This window comes from Gordonia sp. WA4-43 (assembly GCF_020520305.1).
GTDB lineage: Bacteria > Actinomycetota > Actinomycetes > Mycobacteriales > Mycobacteriaceae > Gordonia > Gordonia hongkongensis.
Window position 1 is genome coordinate 341,991 of sequence record NZ_CP084736.1, and the last position, 15,762, is coordinate 357,752.

The window sequence follows — 15,762 nt, forward strand, 5'->3', positions numbered from 1 at the left end:
CACGCCCTGCGCGGCGTCACGTCTTCAGCCCCTGGGACACTGACATGGCCGCACCGACGATGCCGGCGGTGTTCAACAGCGTCGCCGGTACCACGGGCGTCTTGTTGGTCAGCAGCGGAATCCACTTGTCGGACTTGCGGCTGATACCGCCGCCGGCGATGAAGAGATTCGGCCAGAACAGCGCCTCGTAGGTCTCGAGGACCTCGGAGACCTTCTCGGTCCACTTCTCGTACGACCAGCCCTTCTCCTCGCGGACACGCGAAGACGCCTGGTGCTCGGCCTCCTTCTTGCCGACCTGTAGGTGACCGAGCTCGGTGTTGGGCACGAGGGTGCCGTTGATCAGGATCGCCGACCCGATACCGGTTCCGAACGTCAGCAGCATCACGACCCCCGCCACGCCCTTGCCCGCGCCGTACGCGTCCTCGGCCATACCCGCGGCGTCGGCGTCGTTGAGGACCGACACCTGCCTACCGCCGAGGTGTCCGCTGAAGAGGTCGTAGACGTCGGTGCCGATCCAGGCCTTGTCGATGTTCGCCGCCGTGCGCATGATCCCGTCGGTCACGACCCCGGGGAGGGTGACACCCACCGGGCCGGTCCAGTCGAAATGCGCGACCACCTCGGCGACGCCCCGGGCCACGGCCTCGGGTGTCGCGGGCTGCGGGGTGAGCACCTTGAACCGTTCGCCGACGAGTTCACCGGTGTCGAGATCGACGATGCCGCCCTTGATCCCGGAACCGCCGACGTCGACCCCGAAACCGAGGTTCTTCGGAGGTGTCGGATCATCGGGGCCGGCGACATCGGAGTCGGACGATCCGGGGACGGACGTGTCGGTCATGGCGGGCTCCCTGTCCGGGTCGGTGTCTGAGGGTGGGGGCGGGCATCCGAGACCAGCCTATTCACGCGACCGGCGCAACGCCCGTCATCGCAACGCATGTCGACACGATTCGACCACGCAGGGGGAGAGATCGGTCACCGCGATCGGTGGTGCGCACGGGCCATGTGCTCACATGGAGGGCGTGGATCAGACAATTCCGGTGGACGAGCTCGCCGCGGTCGCCGGCGCCGTGGCCCGGGAGGCCGCCGCGCACGTACGTCGCCGCCGGCCCGAATTGTTCGGTGCGACACCGGGACACGGCGAGCCGCCGCAGCCCGCCGCGGTGGATTCCACCGTGCAGCCCGTGTCGACGAAGTCGACGGTGCAGCCTGTGTCGACGAAGTCGACGGAAACCGATCCGGTCACCCTCGCCGACACCGAGACCGAACGCCTGATCCGCTCACTGCTCCGTGAGGCGCGCCCCGACGACGAGGTGCTCGGCGAGGAGGACGGCGGGAGCCGGGCGGTGCCGTCCGGTGTCCGATGGGTGGTCGATCCGATCGATGGGACCGTCAACTTCATGTACGGCGTGCCGGCCTACGCGGTGTCCATCGCGGCGCAGGTCGACGGACAGTCGGTCGCCGGGGTCGTCGTCGACGTCGCCCGCGACGTCACGTACGGCGCGACCCTCGGCGGGGGAGCGTGGGCGGCGGACTCCGCCGGGGTACGCCGGCCGCTCCGCTGCAATCCGGTCGACAGGGCCGAACTGGCGCTCGTCGCAACGGGTTTCGGGTACGACGCGGCGCGCCGCCGGCAGCAGGGACGCATCGTCGCCGAACTGCTCCCTCGTGTCCGCGACGTCCGACGCATCGGCGCCGCGGCCCTCGACCTCTGCATGGTCGCGGCCGGCGCGGTCGACGCCCACTACGAACACGGTCTGAGCCCGTGGGACTGGGCCGCCGGCGGACTGATCGCCGCCGAGGCCGGCGCCGTCGTCCAGACTCCGCCACCGGATTCACGGGCCGACGAGGGTCACATCACCGTCGCTGTCGCGCCCGGGGTGGCCGACGAATTCCTCGCGCTGCTCGACGAATTCGACGCCCGCAGCCCGCTCACCTGACGGCCCTCCCGCATCTCGCCATGGGGTCGGCGGCCGCCGGACGGTGTGCAGAGATCAGCAGGGGGCGGAGTGCACGGCCTCGACGAGGACCGGGTCGACACCACTCGCCGGATTCTTCGGATCCGCCGACCGCAGCGCCTCCAGGGCAGCCTGCGCGTCCTGCGACATCTCGCCACCCGAGTGGTGGACCCCGAGTGCGACGTCGACGGCCGTACCGCGCCGGCCGTCGTCGACCAACTGGGCGCACGGGAACGCCAGCCACGTGGCCGCCGCCGCAGCGCGACCGGCCGGCCCGAACCGGATCTGTGCGACACAGTTGAGATCCCGATTGGGATAGACCGGGTCATCGGCGTACGGCGTGTCCGGCACCGGGCTGAACCCCTGCGCGGTCAGGTCGTCGGACACCGTGCGGGCCGCGCCTCGTTCGTCGGAGGCGTTGAGGACGCGGACGCCGAAGGTCGACAGCGGGGCCGGAGCGACTCCGAGCATCTCGTCCCGTCCGACGACGGTGAGGGTCGGCGGGGCCGGCGGAGGTGGCGCGCCCGCTTCCACCGACGTCGGCGGAGTCGGTTGATTGCACGCTGTCGGAACGGATTCGGACTCGCCGCCGCCCAGCGCAACCGCCCACACCACCACACCGACGACCATCAGGACGACGACCGTGACGATCGCCGGTGCGTAGCGCCGCCGACGGTAGGGTCGGCCCTGCTCGTCGGTCGGATAGCCGACCGTAATCTTCGACACCACCGTGGACTGACTCCTCACTGGGCGTTGCGTGATCTCGGATCACTGTAGAGGGTGACCCCGCAGTGCCCCACGAGCCTCGCCGGAAGCGGTTCGACGGGGGTGTCCCGGGGCATCGATCGGGTACCAACCCGAAACTTACCGACGAGTTGGGTCCCGGGTATTGACCTTCGATGACGTGTCGACTATGCTTCGGGCGCCCGCGCTTCCAGACCCGGGGTGCGCCCGATATGAAACCGTGATCGAAATCACGCAATACGTCTGATCCTCTGGTACGAATCTCGCCCGAGACGACGTTGCAGTGACCCCATCGGTAAGACAATCCCGGCGGAGTCGTGCGCAATAACACCGGGTGGCGACGCCAGCGCCGTCACCGTGAGCGCCCCTCACACTCTCGACAAGTTAGGCAAGGAATGGCTACAGATTACGACGCGCCACGACGGACGGAGACCGAGGACCTCAACGAGGACTCGCTCGAAGAACTGAAGGCCCGACGCAGCGAGGCGCAGTCCTCGGCAGTGGATGTCGACGAGAGTGATACCGCGGAGTCCTTCGAACTCCCGGGCGCCGATCTCTCGGGCGAGGAACTGTCCGTGCGTGTCATCCCCAAGCAGGCCGACGAGTTCACCTGTACCAGCTGCTTTCTCGTCTACCACCGCAGCCGGTTGGCCGAGGAGAACGGAAGCTCGCTCATCTGCGTCGACTGCGCGTGAGATGAACTGAGTCCAGCTGTCACAGCTGATGAAGGGGGCCGACGCCGAATACGGCGCGGCCCCTTCGTCGTGTCTCGGGTAGGAAGCGTGCCCGGGTCAGGCGGTGGGTGCGGGACGGTCGGCCGCGGCGTCGTCGACGCCCAGCGCCGCGAGGAGTTCGGCCGGCCGACGTGTCGAGACCAACCAATACGGAGTCGGGTCGTCGGGGTCATCGAGCACGATGAGGACCATCGTCTTCACCCAGGACCGGTGCACGAGATAGGCCGCCGGGTCGAGCTGCCGCCCGAGAGCGGCGCTCTTCGCGGTCGCCGGGACCGTCGCCGCCCGCGCGACGACGGCACGCGGCAGGACCGCGCGGTGGGCATGCAGCTCCCGATCCGCGGTCACCCGGACGCGGGTGCGGCTCATCGACCACAGCATCACGACGCACAGCACGCCGGTGGCCACGTATCCGATGATGCTCCAGGCGCTCCCGCGCGCCGACAGCTGGATCTCGTAGCCCACCACGCCGGTGAGGACCACGGCTGCCAACCACCACCACCACGGCACGTACAGGCGCTCGTCGAACAGATCGGCGGTCGAGTCGGTGACGCCGGCGTTCCGCCCGGTGGTGGCGGGAGAGGCGTCCGAGGGTCCTCCGGGGCGCTCGGGCGAATGATCTGCGGTCACGTGACCAGCGTAGTCTGCCTGCGTGGCCTCAGATCTCCCCCCCGCGCACCCCGCTGACCCGGCGCCGATCGCGCTCCGACGCCTCGATCCCGACCTACCGCTGCCGACCAGGGCGCACCCCGGGGACGCGGGGGTCGATCTCTATTCGACGATCGATCTCGAACTGCCCGCCGGACGCCGTCAACTCGTCGGGACCGGGATCGCCGTGGCGTTGCCGATCGGCACCGTGGGGCTGATCCACCCGAGGTCGGGACTGGCCGCCCGGGCCGGCCTGTCGGTCGTGAACACCCCCGGCACCATCGACGCGGGCTATCGCGGCGAGATCAAGGTCTGCCTGATCAACCACGATCCGGAGCAGACGATCTCCATCTCACGGGGCGACCGCATAGCCCAGCTGATCGTGCAGCGCGTCGAGCTGCCCGACTTCGTCGAGGTCGACGAACTCGACGACACCGCACGCGGCGACGGCGGGTACGGATCGAGCGGGGGATCGGCGATTCTCGCCTGACCTCTGCGGCGAACCGTCGCCCGGGGCTCTCTCCGGCGGGAGTCGATTAGTGTTTCCCGTGTGTCCGGCGGATCGTTGTCGCCGGCGGTGACGAACGAGGAGTGACGCGATGGCACAGGACGGATCAGAGGAGCTGCGGGTCGGTCAGGCGCGCGGTCCCTATGACATCGACGCACTGGCGACCCGGCCGCAAGAGCTCGAGAACTCCCATCTGGACCTCGGATCGGTGCTGGTCCCGGTGGTCGAGGGTGGCCAGGTCACCGTCGAGATGTCCGAGGCCCACCAGCCGCAGAACGTGTATCTGGTGACCCCCATCGGCCGGATCTCGGTGAGCGCCTTCGCCGCACCCAAGTCCCCCGGGATGTGGCGTGAGGTGGTCCGTGAGCTGGCCGCTTCCCTCCGCGACGACGGCGCGGCCACGAGTGTCGAAGACGGGCACTGGGGGCGTGAGGTGGTCGCCGAGACGGACGGTGCGAGCCACCGGTTCATCGGGGTCGACGGCCCGCGCTGGCTCGTCCGGTGCGTGGGCAGCGGACCCACCGAGCATGCGGACGACCTCGCACGGTTGAGCCGCGCCGTACTGGCCGAGACGGTGGTCCGACGCGGGTCCGAGCCGTTCCCCCCGCGGGATCCGCTGCCCGTCGTGTTGCCGCCGGTGCTCGCCGAGCAGGTCGCGGCCGCCCAGCAGCAGATGTTCGCCGGCCCCCCGGCCGGACAGGAATCCCCGGACCCCTCCGCCCAGAACCCCACCGCCCCGAACCCCGCCGCACAGGACGCGGGCCCGGGTGCCGCGTCCACCGAGGACGCGACCGACGATTCGGTACCCGTTGCCGGGGGCGCGCTCGATCAGGTCGCCCACGCCACCGTCTACGGGGAGAACGCCTACCGCGACGAGCCGGAGGCGGCCGCTGCCCCGGATGCGGAGTCCGCGACTCCGGTGGCTCCCGCCGATCCCGAGGTCGACGAGGAGCCGTTGCCGCCGTCGTCGGGTTCGGCGATGCAGCGCTTCCGCCGCCGCCGCTGAAGCTCCGGCCACACCGGGCTCCGATCACCCCGGCGGGTCGGTGAGTGCGACAAGCCCGGCCCGGAGCTCGTCTCCCAGCACACCCGGATCGTGGCCCCAGTCGTCGAGCGTGATCTCGACGAGGGTCGATTGCGGTGCGGCAGCATGCCATTCGCGGGCGACGGCGATGGGGTGGACCGGATCGTCGGCGGCCGCGACGATGGCCAGCGGCACCGTGAGCCCGGCGATCTCGGCCGGCGTCGGCGCCCGATGACGAGCCGCCTCGCGCAACATGCCGGCGAGGCCCGGGTACAGACCCCGCCACGACCGGGTCAGTTCCGCGGCCAGCCAGGCCGGGCTGCTGCTCGCCATCGCCGCGATGGTCGCCTCGAGTCCGTCGCGTTCGAGCGCCTCGGCGGTGGCGCCGGCACTCGCGGCCGCGGGTGCCGAGTGGGCGTCGCCGCTCCATGCCGGCAGTGCGGCGAGCACCCCGGCGCAGCGTCGGTCGGTGTCCTGCAGGGCCCACTCGAGCGCGATCGCGGCCCCGATCGACACCCCGCCCACGAGGATCGAGCGGTGGGCTCCGGCGGCCCGCTCCAGCCCGCGGAGGTGGCCGTCGATCAACGGCGTTGTCGGGTCCAGCGCGATGAGCTCTACCTCCAGGTCAGCTGCGGCGCGCTGAAAGGAACGGGTGACGTGATCGGCGTCGGAACCCGTTCCGGGTATGCCGACCAGAGCCGTCGGGCGAGGGCGGTGCGGACCGTCGGTGCCAGGCATCAGGGCATCATCCCCTAGTGGTGTGTCTCGAAAAGAGGTGGCCGGTATCCGGTGGGGCGCCGGGGACCATTCGCTTGTTTCCGAGACACACCACTAGGGTGTCCGGAGGTCCCCGCGCAGACCTGGACAGCGGGGGTCCGGCGACCACGGAATGGCCCCGCGGTCGCCGACGTTGTCACTGGCCGAGGCCGAGGTCTACGCTGGCGGGCAGGTCACCGATCACTCGTTCGGCGACCCACGGACACCGCTCTGTACAGCCCTGCGGTGCCGGCCGAAATCCATTGGGAGGGTCGAGATGCCCACTGCCGGCTATCTCAAACGACTGACCCGTCGGCTGACCGAAGATCTCGGTGACGCCGACGCAGAGAAGATCGCCGAGGAATCCAAGGCGACAGGTGCCCAGCGCGCATCCGAGTGCTGCCGCGGTGACGAGGTCACCATGCACGGCGAACTGCGTGCGGTCGAGACCTGTTCGCGGTCGGCCAAGGCGGGGGTGAAGGCCGAGTTCTTCGACGGCTCCGACATCGTGATGCTGAAGTGGCTGGGCCGTAACCGCATCACCGGCATCGAGCCCGGCCGCAAGGTCACCGTCCGGGGCCGGCTCGCCGAGCAGGACGGCCACAAGGTGATCTACAACCCTTATTACGAGTTGCACGGCGTCGACGAGTGACCGGTCCGGTCCCCGAGCATCCGGCCTCGAGACAGCCGGACGCCGAACCGTCGGCACCCGGACGGTCAGCACCCGAGCAGGCGGCGCCCACGGTGCTCGAACAGATCGGTGGCGTCTCCGGCCTGGTCTATTCGACCGTGCCCGTGGTGGTGTTCGTCCCCGTCAACTCCTTCTTCGACCTCCGGACCGCCATCTACGCGGCTCTCGGCGTGGCGGCGCTGCTCTTCGTCGTACGGCTCGTGCGCCGCGAACCCCTGACCCCCGCGATCTCGGGTCTGCTCGGCGTCGCCATCTGCGTCTTCATCGCCGACCGGGTGGGGGATGCCAAGGGCTACTTCCTCTTCGGGATCTGGAGCACCCTCGTCTATGCGATCGTGTTCGCCGGCTCGATCCTGGTGCGGTGGCCCCTCATCGGGGTGGCCTGGCATCTGATCAACGGCGAGGGTTCCGGCTGGCGCAAGCAGCGGTCCATCCTCCGCGCCTACGACATCGCCACCGCACTGTGGGCGGTGCTCTTCGCGGCGCGCTATCTGACGCAGTCGGAACTGTACGACGACGGGGCCACCGGGTGGCTGGCGTTCGCGCGCATCGCGATGGGGTGGCCGCTGACCGCGCTCGTGGTGCTCGCGACGATCCTCCTGGTCCGCCGGGCGCAGCGAGCCGAGGCGGCGCGCGCCGGCACCCCGCCGGACGCGGACGTCACCGCGCGATCTGCATAGCCTCGTAGAGGGCGGGCTCGGCCTCGGTGGGTGCGATGAAGACCAGTTCGTCGCCGCCCTCGATGGGGTCGTCGCGCTGCGGGACGATGACGCGGCCGCCGCGCAGGATCGCGACGAGCGCGGCGTCGCGCGGCAGTTCCAGCTTCCGGACGGGCTTGCCGGCGAGGGGGGTGTTCGACGGCAGGGTGAGTTCGACGAGGTTGGCCTGCCCCTGACGGAACGTCATCAACCGGACCAGATCGCCGACGGACACCGCCTCCTCGACCAGGGAGGCGAGCAGGCGCGGGGTCGAGACTGCGACGTCGACCCCCCAGTCCTCGCCGAACAGCCACTCGTTACGCGGGTCGTTGACGCGGGCGACGACCCGATTGACGGCGAACTCGGTCTTCGCGAGCAGGCTCACGACGAGGTTGGCCTTGTCGTCGCCGGTCGCGGCGATCATGACGTCGTAGGTCTGTAGTTGCGCCTCTTCGAGATTGGCGAGTTCACACGCGTCGGCGAGCACCCACCCCGCGCCGACGACGGAGTCGGTGTCGATGTGGCCGGCGTTGCGCTCGAAGAGCGTGACCTCGTGGGCGTTCACCAGCAGTTCGCGGGCGATCGAGCGCCCGACCGCGCCGGCTCCGGCGATGGCGACCTTCACTTCGGGACTCCTTCGGCCCGGGTCATCCGGACTCGTTCTGGGTGAACGGCCGCGCGGCGACGCCGCGGGCGTTCTTGAGGTTGTCGAGCATGACCGCCCCGTAGACCACATCGTCTTGTTGCAGAACGGTTTTCGCCTCGGGGAGAACCGGACGTCCGACACGGCTGAGGAAGGCCACCCGCGCGCCGGTCTGCTCCTGGAACTTGCCGACCGAGATCCCGATCCACGAGTCGTCGACGTCGATCTGGGCGATCGCCAGCGAACCCGACGGGTCACGCCACTCCATCGTCGTCGTCTCGCCGAGCGCCGAGACGAATCGCTCGGTCGTCCAGGGGACGGTCGCCACCGTGGGGATGCCGAGTCGCTCGTACACCTCGGCGCGCTTGGCGTCGTAGATCCGGGCGACGACGCGCTCGACGTCGAAGGTCTCGCGGGCCACCCGCGCCGAGATGATGTTCGAGTTGTCCCCGGAGGACACCGCGGCGAACGCGTCGGCGTGCTCGATGCCCGCCTTGACGAGGATCTCGCGGTCGAACCCGACCCCGGTGATCGTGCGGCCCGCGAAGTCGGGACTCAGCCGCACGAACGCGCTCGGATCCCGATCGATGATCGCGACGTCGTGTCCGCGCTTCTGCATCGACATCGCGAGCGCGGATCCGACCCGCCCGCAACCCATGATGACCACCTGCACGGCATTCCTCTCCACACGCGGCTCGTCTGCCGCGAGTCGAACCTACCCGCCTCGGCGCCAACGCTCTAGGGTTGCCTGGTGTCCACCGTCTCCAAGGTGTCCGTTGCGACGAAACGCCTCCTGCTCGGCAGGCCTTTCCGCAGCGACACGCTCGGTCACACCCTGCTGCCCAAGCGGATAGCCCTGCCGGTGTTCGCCTCCGACGCGATGAGCTCGGTGGCGTACGCGCCGCAGGAGATCTTCCTGGTCCTGTCCGTCGCCGGCATCAGCGCGCTGGCGTTCACGCCCTGGGTGGCGATCGCCGTCGCCGTCGTCATGGCCGTGGTCGTCGCGAGCTACCGCCAGAACGTGCACGCCTACCCCTCGGGTGGCGGCGACTACGAGGTCGCGACCGTCAATCTCGGTCCCAACGCGGGCCTGACCGTCGGCAGCGCCCTGCTGGTGGACTACGTGCTCACGGTGGCGGTGTCGGTCACGTCGGCGGCGGAGAACATCGGTTCGGCGATCCCGTTCGTCGAAGAGCACAAGGTGTGGTTCTGCGTCGGCGCGATCATGCTGCTCGCCGCGGTCAACCTGCGTGGCATCAAGGAGTCCGGGGCCGTGCTCGCGATCCCGACCTACGGGTTCATCATCGGTGTCCTGGGCATGCTCATCTGGGGGTTCACCGAGATCTACGTGCTCGGTCAGGACATCCATTCCGAGACCGCCGACTTCGGCATCGTGCCCGAACAGGACAACCTCACCGGGCTGGCGCTGATGTTCCTCGTCGCCCGGTCGTTCTCCTCGGGCTGTGCGGCGCTCACCGGGGTGGAGGCCATCAGCAACGGGGTGCCGGCCTTCCGGAAACCGAAGTCGCGCAACGCCGCGACGACACTGCTGCTGCTGGGCGCGTTCTCCATCACCCTGCTGATGGGCATCGTGCTGCTGGCGGAGAAGATCGGCGCGAAGTACGTGATGAACCCGGAGCAGGACCTCATCGGGGCGCCGGAGGGTTACCAGCAGAAGGCCATGATCGCCCAGCTGGCCCACGCCGTCTTCGACTCCTTCCCGCCGGCCTTCTTCTTCGTCGCCACCGTCACCGCGCTGATCCTGCTACTGGCCGCGAACACCGCCTTCAACGGTTTCCCGGTGCTGGGCTCGGTGCTCGCGCAGGACCGCTACCTGCCGCGCCAGTTGCACACCCGAGGCGACCGCCTGGCGTTCAGCAACGGCATCCTCTTCCTCGCGATCGCCGCGATCATCTTCGTCGTCGCGTTCGGCGCGCAGGTGACGTCCCTGATCCAGCTCTACATCGTGGGCGTGTTCGTGTCGTTCACCTTGAGCCAGACGGGCATGGTGCGGCATTGGACCCGCCTGCTGCGTACCGAGACCGACCCGAGCGCGCGGCGTCGGATGATGCAGTCCCGGGTGGTCAACACGGTCGGCCTGGTGATGACCGCGACGGTCCTGGTCGTCGTCCTGATCACCAAGTTCACCGAGGGTGCCTACATCGCCGTGATCGCGATGGTCTCGCTGTTCGTGATCATGAAACTCATCCATCACCACTACGCGTCGGTGCAGCGCGAACTCGACCGCGCCGAGGACGACGACGAGGCCGTCCTGCCGAGCCGCACGCATTCGATCGTGCTCGTGTCCAGCCTGCACATGGCGTCCAAGCGGGCCCTGCGGTATGCGCGGGCCACCCGTCCGGACGTGCTGGAGGCGATCACGGTCAACGTCGACGACCGCGACACCCGCAAGCTCGTCTCGGAGTGGGAGGCCAGTGACATCACGGTCCCGCTGAAGGTCATCGCCTCGCCCTATCGCGAGATCACCCGGCCCGTCATCGAATACGTGCGCCGGGTGCGGCGTGAGTCGCCGCGCGACGTCGTGACCGTGTTCATCCCGGAGTATGTCGTCGGGCACTGGTGGGAGCAGATCCTGCACAACCAGTCGGCGCTGCGCCTCAAGGGCCGGCTGCTGTTCGAGCCCGGCGTGATGGTGACCTCGGTGCCGTGGCAGCTCACCTCGTCGGACCGGCGCAAGGAAGACCGCGCGTACTGGGCGCCGGGGGAGACCCGTCGTGCGCTCGGCGAACCCGAACGGCGACCGTGAGCGGCCCGGCAACACCGCGCCGGGTCGAGGTGACCGTCGACCGTCCGGCCAACGGCGGTGAGTCCGTGGGCCGCGCCGACGGCCGCGTCGTGTTCGTCCGCGGGGCGATCCCCGGCGAACGGGTGGTCGCCGAGATCACCGACGACCGGCACGACTCGTACTGGCGGGCCGAGGTGGCGGAGGTGCTCGACGCCTCGCCGCATCGGGTGGCGCCGCGGTGTCCGGCGGCCGCGGCCGGGGCCGGGTGCTGTGATCTCGCGCACGTGGCACCCGGTCACGCGCGGGACCTGAAACAGGCTGTGCTGCGCGATGTCCTGGATCGCGTGGGCCGTCTACCGGGCGCGATCGTGGCCGGCACCGAGCTGGCGACCGACGGCGTGCGGCGTCTCGGGGACGCCGACACGGGGTGGCGAATCCGGACCCGTCTGGCCGTGGACGGCCGGGGGCGCCCGGGGCAGTCGGCGTTCCGCGGCCGCGGCGTCGTCACCGAGGCCTGTGTCCAGCCCGCCCCGGGAATGCTCGACGGACTCGCCGACCGCGGTTTCACCCCGCACTCCGAACTCGCCGTCGTGCTCGACGCTGACGGCGCGCGCCACGTCACCGAACTCGCGCCCGTGGCGGAGCCGCGGCGGGGCCGCGCCGACAGCCGGCGCCGGGCGCAGCAGAACCGCGCCCGGCACGCACGGCCCCGTGCCCAGCGGGTCGTCGAAGGTGAGGCGACGGCCGTCCAACGGGTCGGCGGGCGGTCGTGGAACATTCCCGTCGCGGGATTCTGGCAGGCGCACCGCGACGCGCCGCGGGCCTACGCCGAGACCGTCGTCGACTTCGTCGGTGCGCATCTCGGGGGACCGCCACGTGTGGCGTGGGATCTGTACGGCGGGGCAGGGGTGTTCGCGGGCGCACTGCTCGACGGCCCGGCCGGTGCGCCGGACACGGTGCACATCGTCGATTCGGATCCGGCCGCACTCGACGCCGCCGAACAGGCCTTCGCCGGCGGCGGCGATCGGGTTCACACCCACCGCGGGGAGGTCGCGGCCCGGATCGCGGACCTCACCGCGCGGCCGGACGTCGTCGTCCTCGATCCCCCGCGTACCGGAGCCGGAGAACGGGTGATCGTGGCGATCGCCGACGCCCGGCCCGGCATCGTGGTCCACGTGGGCTGTGACGCCGCCCGATTCGCACGTGATCTCGGATACTTCGCCGCACGCGGATTCCGTGTCGTCGACATACGCGGTTTCGACGCTTTCCCGCTGACGCACCACGTGGAGGCGGTGGCCTGCCTCGTTCCGGCCGCCGACGGGTGAGCGGGGCGCGCTCGCGAGGTCCGGGATCCCGACGCGTCGGCCATCCGTCGATCGGGCTCGCGACGAATGCTTCCGTAGACTGACCAGACATGTGCCGGACGCTCTCCGGCTCGACAGCCGACCTGGCGTCACGCCGGTGATGGAGGAAACGATGGGTGTGCTCGACCGGATCAGCTCGCCGGCCGATCTCCGGCCGCTGTCGGACGAGGAGATGAAGGTCCTCTCGGCCGAGATCCGGACGTTCCTGATCGAGAAGGTCGCCGCCACGGGCGGACATCTCGGACCGAACCTCGGAGTCGTCGAGTTGACCCTCGGAATCCACCGCGTCTTCGACTCGCCGTCGGATCCGATCCTGTTCGACACCGGCCACCAGTCCTACGTCCACAAGATCGTCACCGGACGCAAGGACGGCTTCGATCAGCTGCGCCAACGCGGCGGGCTCACCGGATACCAGGAGCGCGCGGAGTCCGAACACGACTGGGTGGAGTCCTCGCACGCGTCGGCGGCGCTGTCGTATGCGGACGGGCTCGCGAAGTCCTTCGAACTGACCGGTCAGCCGGATCGCACGGTGGTCGCGGTGGTCGGCGACGGCGCCCTGACCGGCGGCATGTGCTGGGAGGCGATCAACAACATCGCCGCCTGCAACCGTCGGGTCGTCATCGTGGTCAACGACAACGGTCGGTCGTATGCGCCGACGATCGGCGGACTCGCGAGTCACCTGTCGGGGCTGCGCCTGCAACCCGGGTACGAGAAGTTCCTCGACGAGGGTCGTCGCGTCGTCAAGCAGGTGCCGGTCGTCGGGGAGCCGGCGTACGCCGTCCTGCACGGGATGAAGAGCGGGCTCAAGGATCTCCTGGCCCCGCAGGCGATGTTCACCGATCTCGGCCTGAAGTACGTCGGGCCCGTCGACGGTCACGACATCGACGCGGTCGAGTCCGCGCTGCGGCAGGCCCGCGACTTCGGTGGCCCGGTGATCGTGCACACCGTGACCCGCAAGGGCATGGGCTATGCCCACGCCGAGAACCACGTCGCCGACCTCATGCACGCGACCGGCATCATCGACCCGGTCACCGGCCGGCCCACGAGCGTCTCACCCCAGGACTGGACCGCCGTGTTCTCCGCCGCGCTGCTCGACGCCGGCGCCAACCGTCCCGACGTCGTCGCGATCACGGCGGCGATGCCCGGACCGACGGGACTCACCCCCTTCGGCGAGCGCTATCCGGACCGCATGTTCGACGTCGGCATCGCCGAACAGCATGCGATGACCTCGGCGGCCGGTCTCGCGCTCGGCGGACTGCATCCGGTCGTCGCCATCTACTCGACGTTCCTCAACCGCGCGTTCGATCAGCTGCTGATGGACGTCGCGCTGCTGAAGCAACCGGTGACGCTCGTCCTCGATCGTTCCGGCATCACCGGTCCCGACGGCCCCAGCCACCACGGCATGTGGGATCTCTCGCTGATGGCGATGGTGCCCGGCCTGCGGGTCGCCGCACCGCGTGACGCCGTCCGGCTGCGCGAGGAGTTCGACGAGGCACTCGGCGTCGCCGACGGCCCCACGGCCCTTCGATTCTCCAAAGGTGCTGTCCCCGAAGACATCCGCGCGGTCGAGCGGCTCGACGACGGTGTCGACGTGCTGCACCGGACGGACCGGGACCTCGGTCCGGCGGGCGGCGACGTGCTCATCGTCGCGGTCGGTGCCTTCTGCGGGCTGGCCGTCGACACCGCCGAACGCCTGGCCCGTCAGGGAATCGATGCGACGGTCGTGGATCCGCGCTGGGCGCTGCCGGTGCCCACCTCGGTGGTCGAGGTCGCGCGCCGCCACCGTCTCGTCGTGACGCTCGAGGACGGGTGCACCAGCGGCGGCGTCGGTTCCGCGGTCGCCGCCGCGCTGTCGGCGGCAGAGGTGTTGGTACCGGTACAGATCAAGGGCATCCCGCAGGAGTTCATCGCGCACGCCTCGCGCAACGAGATCCTGGCCGATCTCGGATTGACCGCGCAGGACCTCGCTCGGTCGATCACCGCGACGGTCTCGGGCATGCAGGCCGGTCCCGGCCTGGACCGGGCGATCGAGAACACGCCCGATCCGGCCGAGAGCCGTGTCGAGGACTGACGTCCCGTTTGACCGATGCCGCCGCTGGGCATTTTCTCCGTGTGAACGACGAGCACGGTTCCGCGGGCGGGGATTTCCGGGGCATTCCGGCGCCGACCCTCGGGGTCGAGGAGGAGTTCGTCCTCGTCGACCGGGAGACCGGACGGCCGGTCGGGCGCAACCGCGAGGTGGCGGCCGCGGCGTCCGCGCGCGGCCTCGACCTCGAGTTGGAACTCACCTCGTCGCAGGTGGAGATCGCCACGCCGACGGCGGCCACGAGTCAGGAGATCGGCGACCACCTGCGCCGGTTGCGGGGCATCCTGGCGGCGGCGGCCGATGACGCAGGCGTGGACGTGGTCGCCTGCGGGGTGCCGCCACGCGTGCCCGAGTCGTTTCCGGTGACCGACACCGGCCGCTACCGGGCGATCGCCGCTCGGTATGGAATGCTGGCCCACGAACAGGGCATCAGTGGCTGTCACGTCCACGTGGGTGTCCCGGACACCGACACCGCCGTCGCGGTGTGCAATCGCCTGCGCCCGTGGCTACCGATACTCCTGGCGCTGTCGGCGAACTCGGCGATCTATCGCGACGCCGACTCCGGCCACGCCAGTTGGCGCTCGGTTCTGTGGTCGCGGTGGCCGGCCGCCGGTCCGCCGCCCCATCTCCGGTCGGCGGAGCACTTCGCCGAGACCGTCGAACTCCTCGTGGCCACGGGCACGATCCTGGACCCGCACATGCTGTACTGGGACGCCCGGCCGTCGGATCACCTGCCCACGGTCGAGGTGCGGGTCGGGGACGTGCAGATGCGGGTGGAGGAGACACAGGCCTTCGCCACCCTCATCCGTGCGGCGGTGATGACCGCCCTCGACGACCTGCGGACGGGAGATCGGCGATTCCCGGCCGCGGACCTCGATCCGGCGCTGCTGTCGGCCGCGTACTGGATCGCCGCCCACGACGGCGTCGACGGGCGTGCGCTCGACCCGACGACCGGAGCGTTGGTGCCGGTCTGGACGCGGGTCGAACAGCTGCTCACCGTGCTCGCGCCGGCGCTGGACCGACTCGGTGAGCGGGACGGCGTCGCACAGACGCTGGACCGGCTGCGGCTGGAGGGCAACGGGGCCTCTCGGCAGCGGCGCCTCTTCGAGGAGTCCGGATCAGCTCTCGCCGTGGTCCGTACCGCGACGCTGCACCCGCCCGTCTGAAG

At 70.1% G+C, this 15,762-nt stretch carries 16 protein-coding genes; 10 read left to right on the forward strand and 6 right to left on the reverse strand.

What is annotated here, in order from left to right; genetic code table 11:
- Positions 1 to 16: 16 nt before the first annotated feature.
- The gene (ppgK, locus tag LEL84_RS01575; protein ID WP_226513140.1) at positions 17 to 835 is read right to left on the reverse strand and encodes a polyphosphate--glucose phosphotransferase; all 819 of its coding nucleotides are present in this window, start codon (positions 833 to 835) and stop codon (positions 17 to 19) included.
- 172 nt (positions 836 to 1,007) lie between these two features.
- Here ppgK and LEL84_RS01580 point away from each other — a divergent pair, with 172 nt between their 5' ends.
- Entirely contained in the window at positions 1,008 to 1,934 is a 927-nt protein-coding gene (locus tag LEL84_RS01580) for an inositol monophosphatase family protein (RefSeq protein ID WP_226513141.1), read from the forward strand.
- A 54-nt stretch (positions 1,935 to 1,988) separates the two neighbouring features.
- Here LEL84_RS01580 and cei read toward each other — a convergent pair whose 3' ends face one another.
- Positions 1,989 to 2,681, reverse strand: a complete 693-nt coding sequence (gene cei, locus LEL84_RS01585; RefSeq protein WP_065628895.1) for an envelope integrity protein Cei — start codon at positions 2,679 to 2,681, stop codon at positions 1,989 to 1,991.
- A 410-nt stretch (positions 2,682 to 3,091) separates the two neighbouring features.
- Between cei and LEL84_RS01590 the strand changes: the two genes are divergently transcribed.
- Complete coding sequence (locus LEL84_RS01590; RefSeq protein ID WP_004018846.1) at positions 3,092 to 3,391, forward strand: DUF4193 domain-containing protein; 300 nt, start codon at positions 3,092 to 3,094, stop codon at positions 3,389 to 3,391.
- A gap of 96 nt (positions 3,392 to 3,487) precedes the next feature.
- Here the strand turns inward: LEL84_RS01590 and LEL84_RS01595 are convergent, their stop codons facing one another.
- Positions 3,488 to 4,060: a DUF3093 domain-containing protein gene (locus LEL84_RS01595; RefSeq protein WP_226513142.1), complete on the reverse strand. Its 573-nt coding sequence runs from the start codon at positions 4,058 to 4,060 to the stop codon at positions 3,488 to 3,490.
- A 22-nt stretch (positions 4,061 to 4,082) separates the two neighbouring features.
- Between LEL84_RS01595 and dut the strand changes: the two genes are divergently transcribed.
- Positions 4,083 to 4,568, forward strand: a complete 486-nt coding sequence (gene dut / locus LEL84_RS01600) for a dUTP diphosphatase (protein ID WP_065628893.1) — start codon at positions 4,083 to 4,085, stop codon at positions 4,566 to 4,568.
- 109 nt (positions 4,569 to 4,677) lie between these two features.
- A complete protein-coding gene (locus LEL84_RS01605; RefSeq protein WP_226513143.1) occupies positions 4,678 to 5,592 on the forward strand; it encodes a DUF3710 domain-containing protein in 915 nt (304 codons plus the stop codon).
- A 24-nt stretch (positions 5,593 to 5,616) separates the two neighbouring features.
- On the opposite strand, the gene LEL84_RS01610 is transcribed toward LEL84_RS01605, so the two are convergent.
- Positions 5,617 to 6,348, reverse strand: coding sequence for an alpha/beta fold hydrolase (locus LEL84_RS01610; RefSeq protein WP_159370687.1), 732 nt, complete (start codon positions 6,346 to 6,348; stop codon positions 5,617 to 5,619).
- Between the two features lie 295 nt (positions 6,349 to 6,643).
- Between LEL84_RS01610 and LEL84_RS01615 the strand changes: the two genes are divergently transcribed.
- Both LEL84_RS01615 and LEL84_RS01620 read left to right on the forward strand, forming a co-directional pair.
- A complete protein-coding gene (locus LEL84_RS01615; RefSeq protein ID WP_004018839.1) occupies positions 6,644 to 7,018 on the forward strand; it encodes an OB-fold nucleic acid binding domain-containing protein in 375 nt (124 codons plus the stop codon).
- Between the two features lie 92 nt (positions 7,019 to 7,110).
- Positions 7,111 to 7,737 (forward strand): DUF3159 domain-containing protein, encoded by a 627-nt coding sequence (locus LEL84_RS01620; RefSeq protein WP_139104502.1) that lies wholly within the window; start codon positions 7,111 to 7,113, stop codon positions 7,735 to 7,737.
- Here LEL84_RS01620 and LEL84_RS01625 read toward each other — a convergent pair.
- Positions 7,718 to 8,380 carry a potassium channel family protein gene (locus LEL84_RS01625; RefSeq protein ID WP_058250226.1) on the reverse strand — a complete coding sequence of 221 codons (663 nt, stop codon included), beginning with the start codon at positions 8,378 to 8,380 and terminating at the stop codon, positions 7,718 to 7,720. The two genes, LEL84_RS01620 and LEL84_RS01625, sit on opposite strands and share 20 nt — an antisense overlap.
- 22 nt (positions 8,381 to 8,402) lie before the next feature.
- Entirely contained in the window at positions 8,403 to 9,071 is a 669-nt protein-coding gene (locus LEL84_RS01630) for a potassium channel family protein (protein WP_058250313.1), read from the reverse strand.
- 78 nt (positions 9,072 to 9,149) lie between these two features.
- Here LEL84_RS01630 and LEL84_RS01635 point away from each other — a divergent pair, with 78 nt between their 5' ends.
- The 4 genes from LEL84_RS01635 to LEL84_RS01650 all read left to right on the forward strand — a co-directional run bounded on the left by LEL84_RS01635 (position 9,150) and on the right by LEL84_RS01650 (position 15,760).
- The gene (locus tag LEL84_RS01635; protein ID WP_159370689.1) at positions 9,150 to 11,165 is read left to right on the forward strand and encodes an APC family permease; all 2,016 of its coding nucleotides are present in this window, start codon (positions 9,150 to 9,152) and stop codon (positions 11,163 to 11,165) included.
- Positions 11,162 to 12,469, forward strand: coding sequence for a class I SAM-dependent RNA methyltransferase (locus tag LEL84_RS01640; protein WP_226513144.1), 1,308 nt, complete (start codon positions 11,162 to 11,164; stop codon positions 12,467 to 12,469). The genes LEL84_RS01635 and LEL84_RS01640 overlap by 4 nt, the downstream gene beginning before the upstream one ends.
- 151 nt (positions 12,470 to 12,620) lie before the next feature.
- Complete coding sequence (gene dxs / locus LEL84_RS01645) at positions 12,621 to 14,579, forward strand: 1-deoxy-D-xylulose-5-phosphate synthase (RefSeq protein WP_226513145.1); 1,959 nt, start codon at positions 12,621 to 12,623, stop codon at positions 14,577 to 14,579.
- A 41-nt stretch (positions 14,580 to 14,620) separates the two neighbouring features.
- Positions 14,621 to 15,760, forward strand: coding sequence for a glutamate--cysteine ligase (locus tag LEL84_RS01650; RefSeq protein WP_226513146.1), 1,140 nt, complete (start codon positions 14,621 to 14,623; stop codon positions 15,758 to 15,760).
- Positions 15,761 to 15,762 lie beyond the last annotated feature (2 nt).